Raw genomic sequence first — 18819 nt, forward strand, 5'->3', positions numbered from 1 at the left:
GTGAGCTGATGGCGACCACGACGCCCAACGTCGGCCGCGGCGACCGCTCCGTTCTGGAGCGGTCGCCGTCGGCGCGGCGTGCCGACCCGCTGTTCCGCTGGACGCTGATGACGCTCGCGGCGCTGATCCTCGCGCTGATCGCGTTCTTCTTCGTCTACCTGATCAACAAGGCGGAGCCGGCGCTCAGCCATCAGGGCGTCTTCTCGTTCCTGTTCACCAACGACTGGAACCCGTCCAAGGCGATCTACGGCGCCTGGCCGCTGGTCGTCGGGACGCTCATCACCGCGGCGATCGCGCTCGTGATCGGCGTGCCGGTCGCGGTCGCCACCGCGCTGTTCATCACCGAGCTCGCCCCGCGCCGGGTCCGCCAGCCGCTGATCATCCTGGTCGAGCTGCTCGCCGCGGTCCCGTCGGTCGTCTACGGCCTGTGGGGGATCTTCGTGCTGATCCCCAAGCTGCGGCCGGCCGAGCAGTGGTTCGCCGACACCTTCTCGTTCCTGCCGTTCGTCGGCGGGCACGTCGCGGGCCCCAACTACTTCATCGCCGGGCTGATCCTGGCGATCATGATCCTCCCGATCGTCTCCGCGATCTCGCGCGAGGTCATCTCGACGGTCCCGCTGGACCTCAAGGAGGCGTCGCTCGCGCTCGGCGCGACGCGCTGGGAGATGATCCGGATGGCCGTGCTGCCGTACTCGCGCTCCGGGATCACCGGCGCCGCGATGCTCGGCCTCGGCCGCGCGATCGGCGAGACGATCGCCGTGACGCTGGTGATCGGCAACTCGCCGACGATCGGCAGGCAGATCTTCGACCAGGGCTACACGCTGGCGGCGGTGATCGCCAACGAGTTCGGCGAGGCCGCCAACGACAAGACCCACGCGGGCGCGCTGTTCGCCGCCGGCCTGGTGCTGTTCGTCCTGACCCTGCTGATCAACGGGCTGGCGCGCGCGCTCGTGCGCCGTGCTGCGAGCAAGGGCACCAAGATCAAGGCCATCCCCGGGGGTGCCGCATGAGCGCCGTCGCCTCGACGCCCGGCGGGGGCTCGGCCCTCGCGCCGATCACCGGCCGCCGCAAGGTCACCGACGTGGTCATGCGCGGCCTGCTCGCCGCGGGGACGCTGATCGCGCTGATCCCGCTGGTCCTCGTCATCTACTACCTGCTCCACAAGGGCCTCGGCGCGTGGTCGTGGGACTTCTTCACGACCGACCCGACCGGCAACTTCCTCGGCGACCAGGGCGGCATCAAGAGCGCGCTGCTCGGGACGATCGAGATGGTCCTGCTGGCGAGCGTCATCGCGATCCCGATCGGGTGGGGCGTCGCCCTGTACCTGGTCGAGTTCGGCCGCACCGGCCGCTTCGCGGCGACCGTGCGCTACTTCATCGACGTGATGACCGGCGTGCCGTCGATCGTCTTCGGCCTGTTCATCTACGTGACGCTGGTGGTCGGCGGCTGGGGCGGCTCGTCCTTCGCCGGCTGGAAGGGCTCGATCGCCCTGGCGCTGCTGATGCTGCCGGTCGTGACGCGCTCGGCGGAGGTCGTCCTCCTGCTGGTCCCGGACCCGCTGCGCGAGGCCGCGCTGGCGCTCGGGACCCCGCGCTGGCGGGTCACGATGAAGGTCGTGCTGCCGACCGCGCTGCCGGGGCTGATCACGGGCTCGCTGCTCGCCGTGGCCCGCGCCGCGGGCGAGACCGCGCCGCTGCTGTTCACGGCGACGATCGTCAACGGCACCAACTTCAACCTCGGCGAGCGCATGAACTCGCTGCCGGTGCAGATCTACACGGACGTCGGGTCGCCCAACGACCAGCTCGTGCAGCGGGCGTGGGGCGCGGCGCTGACGCTCGTTGTCCTGATCCTGCTGACCACCCTCATCGCGCGACTCGCCTCGCGCAGGAGCCGACTCTAGCCATGAGCGACCTCACCCCGGACACCAAGACCATGGACGAACCCCGCACCGACCCCACCGCTGCCGACGCCGCCGTTCCCGGGACGGGGGCGCCGCGCGCGCCGCTGCCGGCCCGCGGCGGTGCGTCCGTCGCGTCCCACGCCGCCGACGGCGCGCCGACCCAGACGGCGCCCGGCATCTCGGTCACCAGGCTGCAGGCCTTCTACGGCGGGTCGCACGCGATCAAGGACGTGTCGATCGAGTACGCGCCCAACAGGGTGACGGCGATGATCGGGCCGTCGGGCTCGGGCAAGTCCACCGTGTTGCGTTGCATCAACCGCATGCACGAGGAGATCCCGGGCGCGCGGGCCGAGGGCACGGTGCTCCTCGACGACGACGACATCTACGGCCCGTCGGTCGACGTGGTCGCCGTGCGGCGCGCGATCGGCATGGTCTTCCAGAAGCCGAACCCGTTCCCGACGATGTCGATCTTCGACAACGTGGCGGCGGGCCTGAGGCTCAACGGCGTCCGTGGCGTCGACCTGAAGGAGCGCGTCGAGCAGTCGCTGCGCGGCGCCTCGCTGTGGGAAGAGGTCAAGGACCGGCTCTCGGAGCCGGGCATCGGGCTGAGCGGCGGCCAGCAGCAGCGCCTGTGCATCGCGCGCACGATCGCCGTGCAGCCGCAGGTGATCCTGATGGACGAGCCGTGCAGCGCGCTGGACCCGATCGCGACGCTGAAGATCGAGGAGCTGATCGCCGACCTCAAGCAGCGCTTCACGATCGTGATCGTCACGCACAACATGCAGCAGGCCGCGCGTGTCGCGGACACGACGGCGTTCTTCCTGGCCGGCGAGCTGATCGAGCACGCGCCGACCAACGACGTCTTCACGAACCCGTCCGATTCCCGCACCGAGGAGTACGTCACCGGGAAGTTCGGCTGATGGCCGCGGCGGGCGCCACGGGGCGTCAGCACTTCGCCGACGAGCTGGCGCGCGTCGAGGCCCAGGGCCTCGGCGGGCTGGACCTCGTCGTGCAGCAGCTCGACAAGGTCCTGGAGGCGCTCGAGCACCAGGACGTCGAGCTGGCCGCGATGGTCATCGCCAACGACGACCTGATCGACGGGCGCTACCTGGAGGTCCATCAGGAGCTGCTGTCGCTGTTCGCGCTGCAGGCGCCGGTCGCCGGCGACCTGCGGGTGGTGGCGGCGCTGTTGCACGTGATGAAGAACCTCGAGCGCATGGGCGACCAGTGCGTGAACATCGCCAAGACGATCCCGCTGACGGGCTACGAGCCGCCGGTGCGCGCGGAGATCCTGGAGCGCGTGTTGCGGATGGGGCGCGCGGCGCGGACCGAGGTCACGCAGTGCAAGGCGGCGTTCGCCAACCGCGACATCGAGCTGGCCGAGGACCTGGTCCGCCAGGACCGCGAGATCAACGCGCTGAACCGCGAGATCTTCAAGCTGGCGATCGACGTCGGCACCGATCCGGACACGCGCGAGTGGGCCATGCACATGGCGATGGTCGCTCGGGCGATCGAGCGGATCGGCGACAACGCGGTCGACGTGGGCGAGCAGACGGCGTTCGTGGTGACGGGGCTGTTCCGGGAGTTCTCGGACTCGTCGCATCCCAACCCGTTGCGTTAGCGCGGTTTTTGCCTCGTTTTCACATGGTTCGTGACACCCGCTACGACCGGGAATTCAGTTGTGAAGATGTGGTGACCGGCGACTGGATTTCTAGGCCAGTTGTCGAGTTGGGCGTCTAGACTCCGCGGCGAGATGACGACGGAACGAGGGACTTCGGCACAGCCTCTGCGGCTGGCCGTGATCGACACCGACTCGGGCTTCCTCCAGGTTCTGGACAAGCGGCTCGAGCGCCTCGGCTGGGAGCACCGCACGCTGGCTTCTGCCGTCCCGGTCGAGACGATCGTCGCCATGCGCCTGAGCGCGCTGGTCGTCGACCTGGCGATCCTGGGCCCTTCGGGCTGGGACTACCTGCATCGTGTGTGCTCGGAGCTGCCGGGCCTGGGTGTGGTCGTCTGCACCGGGCAGTCGACGGTCGCGCAGCGTGTGCGCGGGCTGCGGCTGGGGGCGGATGACTGGCTGTCGAAGCCGTGCCACCCGGAGGAGCTGATCGCGCGGGTCGAGGCTGTGGTCCGCCGCCGTCGTCGTTCCGACGCGCGGGCCGAGCGTGGGCCGGTGGCCGCCGGCGAGCTGGAGATCCGGTCCGACCGGTTCCAGGCGTTCGTCGATGGTCGTAGCGTCGATCTGACGCGCCGCGAGTTCGAGCTGATCGAGCTGCTGGCGGGGTCCGAGGGGCGGGTCCTGGAGCGCGAGGAGATCTACCAGCGCGTGTGGGGCTACGCGATGGCGCGCGGGGATCGCTCGGTGGACGTGTTCGTCCGCAAGCTGCGTCAGAAGCTGGAGAAGGCGTCGTCGGAGTGGCGCTACATCCACACGCACTTCGGGGTCGGCTACCGCTTCGCCGCCGAGCCGGTCGAGGGCTCCGTGCCCGCTTCGCGCGAGTCGGAGGCGGCGTACGCCGAGCCGGCCGACGGCCCGGCGCCGTCGACCCTGGGTCTCGCCGACGACGAGCTGCTCGCCGCCGAGCTGCGGGCACTGACGTCGTAGCAGCGGCGCGGCGAGTACCCTGCGGAGCGTCGTGAACAAGACGCTCCGCAACGTCCTGATCATCATCGCGGTCGCCGCGGCCGTGGCGTTCCTGCCCGGCGGCGGGGAGACCGCGACGCTCGTCTCCGCGCTGCTGGGGATCGCGCTGACGGTGATCTTCGTGCTGCTCGGGATCCGCTTCTACCGCGAGAACCGCGTGGCGATCTTCTCGCTCGGGGACAAGCACCGGGCGCTGCTGTACGGGGCGCTGGGCGCGCTGGTCCTGGCGCTGGCGGGGCGCGCGTGGCTGATCACGTCCGGGATCGGGACGCTGGCCTTCATCGTGCTGCTGGTGGCGGCCGCGGGCGCGCTCTACGCGGTGTGGCAACACCACCGCGCGTACGGCTACTGAGCTTCGCCGCAGTTCCGCAACACCTGCGCGTAGAGCCGTGACACGCTGGCCGGGAGTGTCCCGGCCATGCACGACGGCGGTCGGGAACACGGCGGCGGCGAGAGCGGCCAAGCAAGCATCGAGTTCGTAGCGCTGCTGCCGCTGCTGCTCGCGGCGGCGCTCGTTCTCCTGCAGCTCCTCGTTGTTGGTGTCTCAGCCTGGCTCGCCTCGACGGCAGCCCGCGACGCGGCCCGCGCCTCCGCGCTGGGCACGGACCCGCGTAGGGCGGCCGTCACATCACTGCCCGCGCCCTTCCGCCGCCACCTCACGGTCACGACGAGGGCGCCGTCGGTCCACATCAACCTCCGGATCCCCACCCTCACGGGCATCGGGCTGGGCTCGCTCTCCGCGACCGCCTCGATGGAGTCCCAGCGATGACGCTCCGCAGCGAGCACGGCCAATCCTCGGTCGAGCTGCTCGGCGTTCTCCCGTTGTTGATGGTGTTGATTCTGGCCGCCGCGGAGGCGCTGGCGGCAGGCGGCGCACGGACCGCGGCATCAAGCGCGGCGGAGGCCGGAGCCATGGCGATCCTCCAAGGCAGCGACCCGTCAGCCGCGGCCCACGCCGCAGCACCCGGCTGGACCCACGCGCACCTCTCGATCCACGTCTCAGCCCGCCACGTGACCGTTCGAGCAACGCCTCCGGCCCTGCTCCCCTGGCTGCCGTCGCTCCTCTCGTCCACGACCACCGCCTCCGCCGGCCCCACCGCGCGATGACCACCATGGCCCTCCGCGACACCTTCCTCTCGCCACCACCGCTAGCCGCCGAGCGCTCGATCCCAGCATCCCTGGCCATCCTCGCCTCCACCACCGACGGCACCACCGCCGGCACAGCCCTAGCCCTCGCCTGCGGCGCGCCGGTCGCCGTCCTCGCAATCTGGACCGGCCACTCAGGCGGCGACTCCGCGGTCGGGGGCGGACAACCGCCGCGGGCGGGCTTCGCGTTGCCTCCGGCGCGGCGACTCGCGGAGCGTCTTGCTGCGCGGGGCTTGGCGGCGGCGCCGCGTGGGCGGCTAGTCGTGGTCGCGTTGCCCGGCGAGCCGGGGGCCGGGCGCGCCGCTGCTGAGCGCGCGCAGGCGGCGAGTGGGGAGGCGCCGTTCGTCCTCGTCGTCGCCGGTCCGCGGCCGCAGGACTTCGATCCTCTGCTCGCTGCGGCGGACCGGCTCGTCGTCGTCCCGCCGCCGGGCGCGGCGGAGGGGCTCGAGGTGCTGGCGCTCGCGGCGGCCGCACGCCTTGGTCGCTCGGCCGGCGTTCTGCGCCTCCCGGCGACCACACCAACAACGCGGTTGCTCGCCGCCACGGGCTTCGTCCTGTCGCCCGCGCTTCGCCGACTCGCGACTGCCGCTCTGACCGATGCCTGAGCGACGCGACGACGACGGGCAGGCGATGGTCTCGTTGTTGGGGTTCTTGGTCTTGGCGATCACGGTCGCGTCGGTCGTCGCGGCGTTCCTGGCGGGCATCGCGCACAGGCAGGAGCGTCGGGGCGTGGCGGATCTCGCAGCGCTCGCGGGTGCCGAGGCGATGCGGGTCGCGCAGCCGCGGTTGTTCGAGCCTGCGGTGCTCGACGGCGGCGTCCCGAACCCGCGGCATCTCGAGCGGGCTGCCTACCTGGAGCTTGCGCGCGATGCCGCTGCCGCGACCGCTCGTGAGAACGGCGCGCGGGGTGCCGACGTCGCGTTCCCGGATGCGACCGCGCTCGCGCCCACGCGCATCGCCGTCGCGGTCGGCGGCGCGCGTGCGGTCGCCGAGGTCGCGCCCACGACGCTCCCGAGCGCGGGTGGCGACCTCGCCGGCGAGTACCGCGGTCCGTTCGCGACGCGCCAGGGCCAGCGGATGCGGCCGGATGTCGCGCTCGCCTTCGACCGCGTCGCCGCCGCGGCGCGCAGGGACGGCGTCGCGTTGATCATCAACAGCGCGTTCCGGTCCAACGCCGAGCAGGCGGCGCTGTTCGCCGCGCACCCGGACCCGAAGTGGGTCGCGCGGCCCGGCGAGTCGCTGCACCGGCTCGGGACCGAGCTCGACCTCGGCCCGGAGTCCGCGTACGCCTGGCTCGCCGCGCACGCGCCGCGGTTCGGGTTCAAGCAGCGATACGACTGGGAGCCATGGCATTACGGCTTCACGCGCGCGGCCGGCTCGCGCAGCGTCGGCTACGGCCCGGGCGACGGCCGCTCCGGCGTCCCGGACTTCGTGCCCGCGCGCTGGGCGCCGACGATCTCCCGCGCGGCGCAGCGCTGGAACGTCGGCGCGGCGCTCCTGGCCGCCCAGTTGTTCCAGGAGTCGCACTTCAACCCGTTCGCGACCTCCTCGGCCGGCGCGCAGGGCATCGCCCAGTTCATGCCCGGCACCGCCAAGGACTACAACCTGCCCGACCCCTTCGACGGCGACGCCGCGATCCTCGCCCAGGCCCACCTCATGCACGACCTCCTCGCCCGCTTCGGCTCCGTCCCCCTCGCCCTCGCCGCCTACAACGCGGGCGCGAACGCCGTCGCCGCCTGCGGCTGCATCCCACCGATCCCCGAGACCACCGCGTATGTCTCAGCGATCCTCGGCCTCCTCGGTGGGGCAGGCGACACCATGGGCACGGTCACCGGCCTCAAGGTCCGGCTGATCGCGTGACCCCACACCGAAATCCGGCCCCCGCCCAACATCTCCTAACGTGTAGGTGGTCCGCGGCCGGGTACGGTCCCGGACAGCGGCCGAAGCCCGGCAGGGGTGCTCGCTCAGCGCCGGCTCATGGGGTTCTTCGCCGCCTCTCAAGTTCGTGACCGACCGTAAGCACATGCCCACGGCCGAGCCCGTCAGCGTCGACCGCCGCACCGCGGCGGCGATCAGCCGTGCGACCGCCGAGCCCGCGCAGCGGCTCGACGCGCTCGACGGCCTGCGCGGCCTCGCCGCCCTCGGCGTCCTGGTCCTGCACACGTGGATGTTCAGCTACGGCGACCAGCACAGGCCGCCGAAGGGCCTGCTCGATCTCTCGCTCGGCGAGCTGCGGCTCGGCGTTCAGCTGTTCTTCGTGTTGTCAGGCTTCCTGATCTTCCGCCCGTTCGTCGCCGCGGCACTCGACGGCGCGCGGCGCGGGCCGAGCCTCACGCGCTACGCGATCCGCCGCGCCGCCCGGATCCTCCCGGCGTACTGGCTGGCGGTCGTCGCCTCGTACTTCCTGCTGCGCCACCTGGACCACCCGATGCAGATCGACGCGGGGCTGCTGCCGGTCTTCTTCGTCTTCGCCCAGAACCACTTCGACGAGACGATCAAGCACCTCGACCCGCCGATGTGGACGCTCGCGATCGAGGTGTCGTTCTACGCGACGCTGCCGTTCGCCGGCGCGCTCGCCCTGCGCCTCGGCGGCGGCCGCGCGCGGCTGCTGCTCCTCACGCTCACGGTCGTCGCGGCCGGCGCGTTGTCCACCATCTTGGCCTACGAGCACCACTGGCCGCAGACGTTGTCCACGTCCCTGCTCCCGCACCTCGTCGAGTTCGGCGCGGGGATGACGATCGCCGTGCTCTGCCACAGGCGCCGTCTCAACGCGCGCCGCGCCGCCGCGCTCCTGCTGCCCGCGCTGGCCCTGATCCTCGTGAACTCCTGGTGGCACGCGACCGGCGCCGGCTCGCAGGAGCTGCGCAGCCTCGTCGGCGACGCGCCCGGGATCGCCGGGATCGCCGCCGTCATCGGCGTCCTCGTCGCCGGCCCGTGGACCGCGCCGCTGCTCGCGCGCGGCCCCGCGAAGTGGCTTGGCTCGATCTCCTTCGGCGTCTACCTGATCCACTTCCCGGTGATCGTCGCCCTGCGCATGACCGGCCACTGGCCCGAGGGCGACGTCCTCGGCCGCCAGCTCCTGACGGTCATGGCGTTCACGATCCCGCTGGCGACCGCGTCGTGGTTCCTGGTGGAGAAGCCGTCGATCGCGCTGGCCCGCAGGCTGACGACCCGGACCGCCCGCTCCACGGCGGGCGCGCCGGCGACGCGCGAGCCGCGCCGCCAGCGCACGGGCGAGCGGCCCGCGCTGCGCCCGCAGACCGCGGGCGAGACCTACAACTAGCGCTCGACGATCGCCACGACGCCCTGGCCGCCCGCGGCGCAGACGGAGATCAGCGCGCGGCCGGAGCCCTTCTCGGCGAGGAGCTTCGCGGCGGTGGCGAGGATGCGCCCGCCGGTCGCGGCGAACGGGTGGCCCGCAGCCAGCGACGACCCGTTGACGTTCAACTTGGTGCGGTCGATCGAGCCGAGCGGCGCGTCCAGGCCCAGGTGCGACCTGCAGAAGTCCGCGTCCTCCCAGGCGGCCAGCGTCGCCAGCACCTGCGAGGCGAACGCCTCGTGGATCTCGTAGTAGTCGAAGTCCTCGAGCGTCAGCCCGGCGCGCGCGAGCATCTTCGGCACGGCGTAGACCGGGGCCATCAACAACCCCTCGTCGCCGTGGACGTACGACACCGCGCTCGTCTGCGAGTGGGTGAGGTGCGCGAGCACCGGGAAGTTGTGCTCCTCGGCCCACGCGTCGGTCGACAGCAGGACCACCGACGCGCCGTCCGACAGCGGCGTCGAGTTGCCGGCGGTCATCGTCGCGCCGTCCTCGCGCGTCCCGAAGACCGGCTTGAGCTTGGCCAGCTTCTCGACGCTCGAGTCCGGGCGCAGGTTCTGGTCGCGCGACAGGCCCAGGAACGGGGTGACCAGGTCGTCGAAGAACCCGCGGTCGTACGCCGCGGCGAGGTTCTGGTGGCTCAACGCGGTCAGCTCGTCCTGCGCCTCGCGCGTGATGCCCCACTTGCGCGCGGTGATCGCGGCGTGCTCGCCCATCGACAGCCCGGTCCGCGGCTCGGCGTTGCGCGGCACGTCGGGCGCGAGGTGCGAGGGCCGGACGTGCGCGAGCAGCTTCACGCGGTCGGCCGTCGACTTCGCGGCGTTGACCTTCACGAGCAGCCGCCGGAGGTCGTCGTTGACGCCGAGCGGCGCGTCGCTGGTCGTGTCGACGCCGCCGGCGATCGCCACCTCGGTCTGGCCGAGCGCGATCTTGTTGGCGGCCAGGACCGCCGCCTGGATCCCCGTGTCGCACGCCTGCTGGACGTCGAACGCGGGCGTCGCGTCGTCCAGCGCGCTGCCCATCACGCACTCGCGGATCAGGTTGAAGTCGCGCGCGTGCTTGAGGACGGCGCCGCCGACGACCTCGTCGACGGTCGATCCCGCCAGCCCGAAGCGGGCGACGAGCCCGTCGAGCGCGGCGGTGAACATGTCCTGGTTGGACGCCTGCGCGTAGGGACCGTTCGAGCGCGCGAACGGGATGCGGTTGCCGCCGAGGATCGCGGCGGGGGCGGGGGCTGATGGCTTCTTGGGCTGAGGCATGGTGACATCAAAGAATGTAACATCGAACCGTGTCGCAAGCCGCCGATAGATACCAACAGCTCTCGTCCACGCCGCCCGGGAAGTTCCTCGTCGGCCGCCTGGGCCTCCCCGAGTCGACGCCGCTGCGCCGCTACAAGCCGGGCCAGCCGCTCCTCGAAGGGGCCGCGGTCGTCGGCGGCGCGCCGGAGCATCGCCTGCTCTCGACGGTCGAGCGGGTCCTCAAGAACACCAACACGCCCGCCCTCGCGCCCGAGGCCGTGGCCGGTGCCGCCGACAAGGTCGGCGCGATCGTCTTCGACGCGTCCGGGATCACCAAGTCGGAGGACCTGAGCGCGCTCCGGGAGTTCTTCAACCCCGTCATCACGAAGCTCGGCAGGAGCGGCCGCCTGATCGTCCTCGGCACGCCGCCCGAGCACGCCGCCGACCGACGCCATCATGTCGCTCAGCGCGCGCTCGAGGGCTTCGTCCGCTCCGCCGCCAAGGAACTGCGCCACGGCGCGACCGGCAACCTCGTCTACGTCGCGCCCGGCGGCGAGGACGACCTCGAGTCGACGCTGCGCTTCCTGCTGTCCTCGAAGTCGGCCTACGTGGACGGCCAGGTCATCCGCATCAACAGCGGCGAGTCCTCGACGCCGAGGGACTGGGAGCAGCCGCAGGCCGGGCGCGTCGCCGCGGTCACCGGCGCCTCACGCGGCATCGGCGCCGCGATCGCCGAGACGCTCGCGCGCGACGGCGCCCATGTCATCGCCATCGACATCCCGCAGGCGGGCGACGCGCTCGCCAAGGTCGCCAACAGGATCGGCGGCGCCGCGCTGCACCTGGACGTCACGGCCGACGACGCGCCGCAGTCGCTGGCCGCGTACCTGACCGAGCGCCACGGGACCGTGGACGTCGTCGTCCACAACGCCGGCATCACGCGCGACCGCACGCTGGCGCGCATGAAGCCCGAACGGTGGGACGCCGTGCTCGATGTGAACCTCTCCGCGCAGGAACGGCTCAACGACGCGCTGCTGATCGGCGACCTGCTCGGCGACGGCGGCCGGATCGTCACGGTCTCCTCGATCGGCGGGATCGCCGGCAACCGCGGGCAGACCAACTACGGCGCGTCGAAGGCCGGCGTGATCGGGATCGTCGAGACGCTGGCGCCCGAGCTGGCCCAGCGCGGCGCGACGATCAACGCGGTCGCGCCCGGGTTCATCGAGACGCAGATGACCGCCGCGATGCCGCTGTTCGTCCGCGAGGGCGGGCGCCGCATGAACTCGCTGGCGCAGGGCGGGCTGCCGATCGACGTCGCCGAGACGATCGCGTGGTTCGCCAGCCCCGCGTCGGGCGGCGTCAACGGCAACGTCGTGCGCGTCTGCGGCCAGTCCCTGATCGGGGCGTAGGCGGGCATGGCGACGACCCGGACGTTGGACGGCGCGCCCGGCGCCGCCACCTTGTACCCGCGCGCGGTCGCTGGGTCCTACGCGCTGCCGCTGCTGCGCAGGGTCCCGCTGGTCGGGCCGAAGGGCTCGCGCGAGCTGCCGGACCTGTCGTTCGCGTTGCAGGATGTCGCGCTTGATCGCGGGCACGTCGCCGACTACGCGCGCGTCTGCGGCTTCGACCTCCGGGACGCGCTGCCGCCGACCTACCTCCACATCCTCGCGTTCCCGTTGGCCATGCGGTTGATGACCGACTCCTCGTTCCCGTTCGGCGTGCTCGGGCTCGTGCACGTCGAAAACCGGATCGAGCACGTCCGGCCGGTCGGGACGGGGGAGACGCCGTCGTTCACCGTCCGGGCGGAGGACCTCCGGGACCATCCGAGGGGCCGGCAGTTCGATGTTGTCGCGGTTGCCGAAGTTGATGGTGAACGCGTGTGGGAGGGCCGCTCGACGTACCTGCGCCGCGGCGGCGGAAGCGGCGACGGTGGGGAGAGGCGCGAGCGCGAGCGCGACGAGCCGAGCGCGCCGCCCGCCGCGGAGGCGATCTGGAAGGTCCCCGCCGACATCGGCCGCCGCTACGGCGCCGTGTCCGGCGACCGCAACCCGATCCATCTCCACAACCTCTCGGCCAAGGCCTTCGGCATGCCCCGCGCGATCGCCCACGGCATGTGGCTCAAGGCCCACACCCTCGCCGCCCTCCAACCCGAGCTCCCGGACGCCTTCACCACCGACGTCCGCTTCAAGCTCCCGGTCCTCCTACCCGCGACCGTCGCCTTCAGCTCGGCACCAAGCGCCGGCGGCCGCACGTTCGAGGCGCACGACGCGAAGAAGGGCAAGCCGCACCTCAGCGGCAGCTTCACCGCGCTGTGACGACGCGCGGCCCTAGGCCGCGCGCGGTGACTCGGTGAGGGCGGTGCGGAGCGCGGATGCCGGCAGCGGGCGGCCAAGGCCGTAGCCCTGGGCCACGTCGACGCCGAGCGCCCGGACGACGGCGAGGCAGGCGTCGTCTTCGATGCCTTCGGCGACGACGCGGAGGCCGAGGGAGCGGCCGAGGTCGACGATGGTGCGGGCGATCGCGCGGTGGGCGGAGTCCTCGGCGACGTCGGTGATGAAGGAGCGGTCGATCTTGAGCTCGTCGACGGGGAGGCCCGCGAGGCGGGCGAGCGACGCGTGGCCGGTCCCGAAGTCGTCGAGGGACAGGCCGACGCCCAGCCGCTTCAACGCCTCCAGCACCGACACGCAGCGCTCGGCGTCGGCCAGGATGTTCGTCTCGGTGACCTCGAAGCGCAGCGCGCTCGCCGGCAGCCCGTGGCGCTCCAGTGCCGCAGCGACGATGCCCGGCAGCTCGACGTCGAGCAGGTTCGCCGCAGCCAGGTTCACCGCGACTTCAAGGACCAGTCCTTCGGCTCGGAAGGCCGCGCAGTCGCGCAGCGCCAGCTCCAGGACCTCCAGCGCCAGCGGCCCCATCGCGTTGGTCTGCTCGGCCAGCGGCAGGAAGACGCCGGGCGCGAGCAGGCCCTCGGTCGGGTGCTGCCAGCGGACCAGCGCCTCGGTCGACACGACGGCCCCGGACACCAGGTCGACCTTCGGCTGGTGGTGGACGACGAGCTGCCCGGAAGCGATCGCGCTCCGCAGCTGCCCAGCGAGCGCGAGCTGGTCGAGCGTGTGCCGATCGGTCCCGACGTCGTAGACCTCGACGCCGGACCTCCGCTCCTTGGCCTGGTACATCGCGACGTCCGCGCGCTGCAGCAGCCCGCTCGCATCGCGCGCGTGGTCCGGGAAGTGCGCGACGCCGATCGACCCGTCCACGCGCAGCGCGATCCCGCGCAGGTCGAACGGCTCCTCCAGCACGCGCAGCAGCCGCTGCGCCAGGACGACCGGCCGGTCGTCGTCCTCGCCGCGCCAGGCGATCACGCCGAACTCGTCGCCGCCCAGCCGCGCCAGCACGTCGCGCGGGCCGAGCACCTCGCGCAGCCGCGGCCCGATCCGCCGCAGCAGCTCGTCGCCCGCGGCGTGGCCCAGCGTGTCGTTGAGCTCCTTGAAGTGGTCCAAGTCCAACAACAACAGCGAGGCCGGGTCGCCGCGCCGGACGACCTGCTCCAGGTGCCACACCAAAGATCGTCGGTTCGCCAGACCGGTGAGCTCGTCCGTGCGGGCCTCGACGCGGCGCTCGCCGAGCTCCTGGACCTCCCGGAACGTCAGCAGCGTCCGGCCGACCGCAGCGGCGATGGCGGTGACCGCGAGCCCGAAGGCCAGCCCCGGCACGGCCACGAACCGCGAGGCCACGACGATCGCCAGCGCCACGAACGTGCACACGACCGGCAGCAGGATCGCGCGGGCGCCGCCGAAGTCGGCCTCGACCCGCGTCCGCTTCGTCCACGGCGAGCAGGCCATGATCGCGCAGCCGATGATCCAGCCGGTGCTGACCGGCGTCCCGGTCTGGTAGTTCCCGCTCGAGAGCAGGAACGTGAACATGATGTCGCTCGCCGAGAACACCACCAGCCCCGCGCCGAGCACGAGCAGCGAGCGCGTCGGCGCGCGCCCCGTCAGCACCGCGGTCGTCGCGATCAGCGCGAGGATCAGGAAGTCGGACAGCGGATAGGCGAGCGTCGTGGCGACCGTCTGCGCCGGCCCGTTGGTGGCGTTCATGATCGGCTCGAAGACCGCCGCCGCGGCCACCGCCGCGACCGTCACGCCCGCGATCACCCCGTCGAGCCACATCGAGGGCGGGATCCGCGCGCCACGCTCCCGGAGCGTCAGCCCGATCGCGGCGTAGGCGAGCGGGTAGAACCCCAAGAACCCGATGTCGGGCCACGACGGCACCGGCGCCGCGCCGGTGGGGCCGATCAGCGTGAACCACGCCGCGTCGCCCAGGCCCCACGACAGGATCGCGCCCGCGAGGCAGAGGCAGATCGCGCGCTCCGACGGGACGCGCACCGCGCGCCACGCCGCCAGGGCCACCGACAGCGCCAGCGCGGTCAGCGGCAGCGTGATGTCGAACGCCGGGACGTAGTGCGCGCCGCCGCGGACGAACGGCAGCGTGGTCAGAAGGTAGCCCGCGGCGACGAGCGCGACGGCGAGCTGCAGCCGACGGACTCCGGCCGTCATCGCCACCCGGTCGCGAATCTCCTCCACGCGCGTAGGATTCGGCAGCGAACGGCGGGGGTCACATCCCCCGACCGGGGTATCTTCGCTCCCCGGTCGGCGGACGGACCCGTTCCTGGTACCGCTCCGTTCCGGTTAGACCGTTTGGAGGAGCGTTTCGGTGGTTTCGGCGGCTTCGGTGGTCTCCACGGAGACACCGGCGTCTGCCTCGTCCTTCGGCGTCCGGAGCAGGAACGCGCACGCGACGGCACCCACGGCGGCGAGCCCGGTGCACGCCCACAGCGCGTCGTGCAGGCCGCCGACGAACGCGTGCGGGTCGCCCGCGCCGAGCGACGCGCCGGTCGGGATCAGCGCGCCGAGCGCCGCGACGCCGACCGCGATCCCGGCCTGGCGGAACGTGTCGTTCACACCGGCGGCCAGGCCGCTCTGGTGCGCCGGCGCGCTGCCGAGCGCGAACGCGCTGATCGACGGGTTGAACAGGCCGGTCCCGACCATCGCCAGGATCGAGCCGGGCAGCGCGATCGCCCACGACGAGCCGACGTCGCAGAACGTCAGCAGCGCCATGCCGCCCGCGACCAGCGCGAGGCCGGCCGACACCATCGCGCGGCCGGAGACGCGCTCGCCGAGCGCGGCGGACCCGCCCGCGACGAAGAACATCGTGGCGGTGCCGGGCAGGTAGACGAGGCCGGCCTCGATCGCGCTCAGGCCCAGCACCTGCTGGAGGTAGAGCGTGGTGTAGAAGAACACCGCGAAGAACGACGCGGAGATCGCGAACGCGCCGACCTGCGCACCGGTGAAGCGCCCGTTGCGGAACAGGCCGAGCGGCAACATGGGGTCCTTGACGTCGGACTCGACGAACAGGAAGACGACCAGCAGCGCGGCGGCGCCGCCCAGCTCGAGCAGGATCTGGGTCGAGCCCCAGCCCAGCTCGTTGCCGCGCAGCAGCGCGAGGATCAGCAGGAACAGGCCCGCGGTCAGCGTCACCAGGCCCGCGAGGTCGACGCGGCGCGCGACGGCGTCCTTGGACTCCTCGACGTACTTGCGCGTGATCGCCAGGCAGATCAGCCCGAGCGGGATGTTGATGAGGAAGATCGCGCGCCAGCCGAAGCCGGAGGTCAGCGCGCCGCCGACGAGCGGGCCGACCGCGAACGACGCGCCGATCGTGGCGCCGTAGACGGCGAGCGCGTTCATGCGCTCCTTGAGGTCCGGGAACGCGTTGGCGAGCAGCGCGAGCGAGACCGCGAACATGATCGCGGCGCCGATGCCCTGGACGGCGCGGGCGGCGTCCAGGAAGCCGATCGAGCCGGCGAGCGCGCAGACGAGTGAAGCGGCGGTGAAGAGCGCGAGGCCGTAGGTGAAGAGGCGCTTGCGGCCGAAGCGGTCGGCCAGCGAGCCGGCGGTCAGGACGACCGAGGCGAGCGCCAACGTGTAGGCGTCGACGATCCACTGCAGGCCGTGCAGGCCGGTGTTGAGGTCCGACGCGATGTCGGAGAGCGCGGTGTTCACGACCGCGATGTCGAGCATCAACATCGCGGTCGCGACGCACACGACGGTCAGGGTCCAGCGTTGGGTGGGCACTTTGGAGGTCTCTCTGGGAGTTGGGGAAGCGGGGTCGTGCCGGACCCTGACGCGCACCCACCCCAGTCACATCAGGGGATCCCCTAGGGGCGCGCGTTTCCCCCTGCTGGCCGCACCGCGGGCGGTGCGGTTACCCGGCCGCGGCGAGCGGCGCGGCGTCCTGCGCGCTGGCCTGCACCGGTGCGACCGTCACCGGGATCCCGTTGAGGACCGCGGTGCCGGTGAGCGGCTCGACGGCGGCCTCGTCGGTGAGGACGTTGGAGTTCACGCCCGCGTGGGCGCGGGCGACGGCCATGTCGGTCCCGTCGCGGTCGTGGCCCCAGCCGTGGGGGAGCGAGACGACGCCGGGGCGGATGTCGGCGGTCACCTCGACCGGCGCGGTGACGGCGCCGACGCGCGAGGCGATCGACGCCCGGCCGCCGTCGGTCAGCCCGAGGCGGGCCGCGTCGTCGGGGTGCACGTGCAGCGTGCAGCGCTCCGGCCCGCGCACGAGCAGCGGCAGGTTGTGCATCCAGGAGTTGTTGGAGCGCAGGTCGCGGCGGCCGATCAGGACGATCCCGTCCGCGTTGTCGATGTGGTCGGCGAGCGCGGCGTGCAGGCGCGCGACGTCGGCGACCAGCGACGGCGGCGCCAGCTCGACCTTCCCGGAGGGCGTGCGCAACACCTCGGGCATGCGCGGCTGCAGGGGACCCAAGTCAATGCCATGGGGTTGCGCTTCCAGGTCGGCGAGCGTCAGCCCGTACGGGCCGGTGCGGAGCATCATGTCGATCAGGCGCGCGGTGCCGGTGCGGGGCTCCAGCTCGGCGACGCACGCCTCGACGTCGCGCCCGTGCCACGGCGAGTGCTCGTCGCCGGTCTCGCGCCCGATCGCGGCCCGGACCACGAACGCGTCGATCGCCGCGATGTCGGCGTCCGGGCCCTGGCCGGTGGCGACGCCGACCAGCCGCAGGACCGTCTCCCACTCGTCCGGCAGCCCCTCCGGGCGGTCCAGGACGGGCGGCGAGTAGTTGGCGTAGTTGCGCACCGCGAAGCCCTGGAAGACGAAGTCGAAGTGCGACTTCTCCAGCGGCGACGGGGCGGGGAGGATGACGTCGGCGTGGCGCGTCGTCTCGTTGACGTAGATGTCGAGCGACACCATGAAGTCGAGGTCGTCGAGCGCGGCGGCGAGACGGTCGCTGTTGGGCGTCGAGACCACCGGGTTGCCCGCGACCGTGATCAGCGCGCGCACCTGGCCCTCGCCGGGCGTGTCGATCTCCTCCGCCAGGCAGGCGACCGGCAGCTCGCCGAAGACCTCGCCGAGCCCGCGCACGCGCGACGCCCAGCGGCCGAAGCGCGCGCCGCGCCCGCGGCCCGGCTCGCCCTTGGAGTTCTGCAGGCCGGTCGAGGGCAGCGGGAACATCGCACCGCCGGCGCGGTCGAGGTTGCCGGTGACGATGTTGAGGACGTCGATCAGCCAGGACGCGGTGGTGCCGAAGGCCTGGGTCGTCGTGCCGATCCGGCCGTAGGCGACGGCGGACGGCGCGGCGGCGAAGGCGCGGGCGACGTCGCGGATCTCGCCGGCGTCGAGGCCGCACGCGGCGGCGACCGCCTCGGGCGGGAAGTCGGCCGCGAGCGCCCGGACCTCGTCGAGGCCGTCGACATGCTCCGCGGAGAGCGCGCCGAGCGACTCCAGGCCTTCGGCGAAGATCGTGTGCAGCAGGGCCATCAACAACAGCGCGTCGGTCCCGGGCCGGATCGCGAGGTGCTGGTCGGCCTCGGCGGCGGTGCGCGAGCGGCGCGGGTCGACGACCACGATGCGGCCGCCGCGCGCCCGGATCGCGCGCAGGCGCCCGCGCGCGTCGGGCGCGGTCATCAGCGAGCCGTTGGACGCCAGCGGGTTCGCGCCGAGGCAGAGCAGGAAGTCGGTGCGGTCGAGGTCCGGGATCGCGATCGTCGTGCCGGTCCCGAACATCAGCGCCGACGCGGCCTGCTTGGGGTACTGGTCGACGGTCGAGGCGCTGAAGATGTTCTTGGTTCCCAAGGCCTTCAACAAGACCTTCCCGTACAACAAGAACGCGAGCGAGTGCGCGGCGGGGTTGCCGATGTAGGCGGCGATCGCGTCCTTCCCACCGCGCGCCGCGATGGCCGGGAGCTTCTCGGCGATCAGGGCGAACGCCTCGTCCCACGTGGCGGCCGCGAACGACCCGTCCGGCTGGCGGATCAGCGGCGTGCGGACGCGGTCCGGGTCGTCGTGCAGCTCCTTGATCGAGACGCCCTTGGGGCACAGGAAGCCGTGCGAGAACACGTCATCGGCGTCGCCGCGCACCTTGGTCACGGTGTGGGCGTCGTGGTCGACCTCCAGCGCCAGGCCGCAGGTCGCTTCGCAGAGGGGACAGGTCCGGAAGGCGACGGGCATCCAGGAAAGCTACTCGCACACTCGTCCATGCACCACATCCCCACTCTCAACA

Annotated in this window: 17 protein-coding genes; 13 read left to right on the forward strand and 4 right to left on the reverse strand. The window is 72.3% G+C overall.

The features are described from left to right. Positions 1 to 8 precede the first annotated feature (8 nt). The 11 genes from pstC to H030_RS0114635 all read left to right on the forward strand — a co-directional run bounded on the left by pstC (position 9) and on the right by H030_RS0114635 (position 8973). Complete coding sequence (gene pstC, locus H030_RS32290) at positions 9 to 1010, forward strand: phosphate ABC transporter permease subunit PstC (RefSeq protein ID WP_035127725.1); 1002 nt, start codon at positions 9 to 11, stop codon at positions 1008 to 1010. Next, positions 1007 to 1900: a phosphate ABC transporter permease PstA gene (gene pstA / locus H030_RS0114590; RefSeq protein WP_027006649.1), complete on the forward strand. Its 894-nt coding sequence runs from the start codon at positions 1007 to 1009 to the stop codon at positions 1898 to 1900. Before pstC ends, pstA begins: the two co-directional genes overlap by 4 nt. A 2-nt stretch (positions 1901 to 1902) precedes the next feature. Next, entirely contained in the window at positions 1903 to 2820 is a 918-nt protein-coding gene (gene pstB / locus H030_RS0114595; RefSeq protein ID WP_231398445.1) for a phosphate ABC transporter ATP-binding protein PstB, read from the forward strand. Further along, a complete protein-coding gene (gene phoU / locus H030_RS0114600; protein WP_027006651.1) occupies positions 2820 to 3521 on the forward strand; it encodes a phosphate signaling complex protein PhoU in 702 nt (233 codons plus the stop codon). The genes pstB and phoU overlap by 1 nt, the downstream gene beginning before the upstream one ends. Positions 3522 to 3698: 177 nt before the next feature. Continuing rightward, positions 3699 to 4505 carry a response regulator transcription factor gene (locus H030_RS32295; RefSeq protein WP_231398446.1) on the forward strand — a complete coding sequence of 269 codons (807 nt, stop codon included), beginning with the start codon at positions 3699 to 3701 and terminating at the stop codon, positions 4503 to 4505. A 31-nt stretch (positions 4506 to 4536) separates the two neighbouring features. Beyond that, positions 4537 to 4896: a hypothetical protein gene (locus H030_RS0114610; protein ID WP_027006652.1), complete on the forward strand. Its 360-nt coding sequence runs from the start codon at positions 4537 to 4539 to the stop codon at positions 4894 to 4896. 66 nt (positions 4897 to 4962) lie between these two features. Beyond that, a complete protein-coding gene (locus H030_RS32300) occupies positions 4963 to 5313 on the forward strand; it encodes a hypothetical protein (protein WP_051222721.1) in 351 nt (116 codons plus the stop codon). Then, a complete protein-coding gene (locus H030_RS32305) occupies positions 5310 to 5651 on the forward strand; it encodes a hypothetical protein (RefSeq protein ID WP_051222722.1) in 342 nt (113 codons plus the stop codon). The genes H030_RS32300 and H030_RS32305 overlap by 4 nt, the downstream gene beginning before the upstream one ends. A gap of 302 nt (positions 5652 to 5953) precedes the next feature. Further along, on the forward strand, positions 5954 to 6295 hold the full coding sequence (locus H030_RS39105; protein WP_196809136.1) for a hypothetical protein: 342 nt from the start codon (positions 5954 to 5956) through the stop codon (positions 6293 to 6295). Beyond that, a complete protein-coding gene (locus H030_RS40465) occupies positions 6288 to 7550 on the forward strand; it encodes a transglycosylase SLT domain-containing protein (RefSeq protein WP_051222725.1) in 1263 nt (420 codons plus the stop codon). Before H030_RS39105 ends, H030_RS40465 begins: the two co-directional genes overlap by 8 nt. Before the next feature lie 163 nt (positions 7551 to 7713). Next, positions 7714 to 8973: an acyltransferase family protein gene (locus tag H030_RS0114635; RefSeq protein WP_027006654.1), complete on the forward strand. Its 1260-nt coding sequence runs from the start codon at positions 7714 to 7716 to the stop codon at positions 8971 to 8973. Here the strand turns inward: H030_RS0114635 and H030_RS0114640 are convergent. Then, on the reverse strand, positions 8970 to 10268 hold the full coding sequence (locus H030_RS0114640) for an acetyl-CoA C-acetyltransferase (protein WP_027006655.1): 1299 nt from the start codon (positions 10266 to 10268) through the stop codon (positions 8970 to 8972). The genes H030_RS0114635 and H030_RS0114640 overlap by 4 nt on opposite strands. Before the next feature lie 29 nt (positions 10269 to 10297). Here H030_RS0114640 and H030_RS0114645 point away from each other — a divergent pair, with 29 nt between their 5' ends. Beyond that, positions 10298 to 11653, forward strand: a complete 1356-nt coding sequence (locus H030_RS0114645) for a 3-oxoacyl-ACP reductase (protein WP_027006656.1) — start codon at positions 10298 to 10300, stop codon at positions 11651 to 11653. A 6-nt stretch (positions 11654 to 11659) separates the two neighbouring features. Further along, positions 11660 to 12559: a MaoC family dehydratase gene (locus H030_RS0114650; protein WP_027006657.1), complete on the forward strand. Its 900-nt coding sequence runs from the start codon at positions 11660 to 11662 to the stop codon at positions 12557 to 12559. Between the two features lie 12 nt (positions 12560 to 12571). On the opposite strand, the gene H030_RS32315 is transcribed toward H030_RS0114650, so the two are convergent. From H030_RS32315 to H030_RS32320, 3 genes are all read right to left on the reverse strand, one after another. Continuing rightward, complete coding sequence (locus tag H030_RS32315; RefSeq protein ID WP_155892056.1) at positions 12572 to 14797, reverse strand: putative bifunctional diguanylate cyclase/phosphodiesterase; 2226 nt, start codon at positions 14795 to 14797, stop codon at positions 12572 to 12574. Between the two features lie 132 nt (positions 14798 to 14929). Next, positions 14930 to 16372, reverse strand: coding sequence for an MFS transporter (locus tag H030_RS0114660; protein WP_027006658.1), 1443 nt, complete (start codon positions 16370 to 16372; stop codon positions 14930 to 14932). A 130-nt stretch (positions 16373 to 16502) separates the two neighbouring features. Further along, positions 16503 to 18767 carry a molybdopterin oxidoreductase family protein gene (locus tag H030_RS32320; protein ID WP_051222729.1) on the reverse strand — a complete coding sequence of 755 codons (2265 nt, stop codon included), beginning with the start codon at positions 18765 to 18767 and terminating at the stop codon, positions 16503 to 16505. Between the last annotated feature and the right edge of the window lie 52 nt (positions 18768 to 18819).

The sequence above is a fragment of the Conexibacter woesei Iso977N genome (genome assembly GCF_000424625.1).
Taxonomy (GTDB): domain Bacteria; phylum Actinomycetota; class Thermoleophilia; order Solirubrobacterales; family Solirubrobacteraceae; genus Baekduia; species Baekduia woesei_A.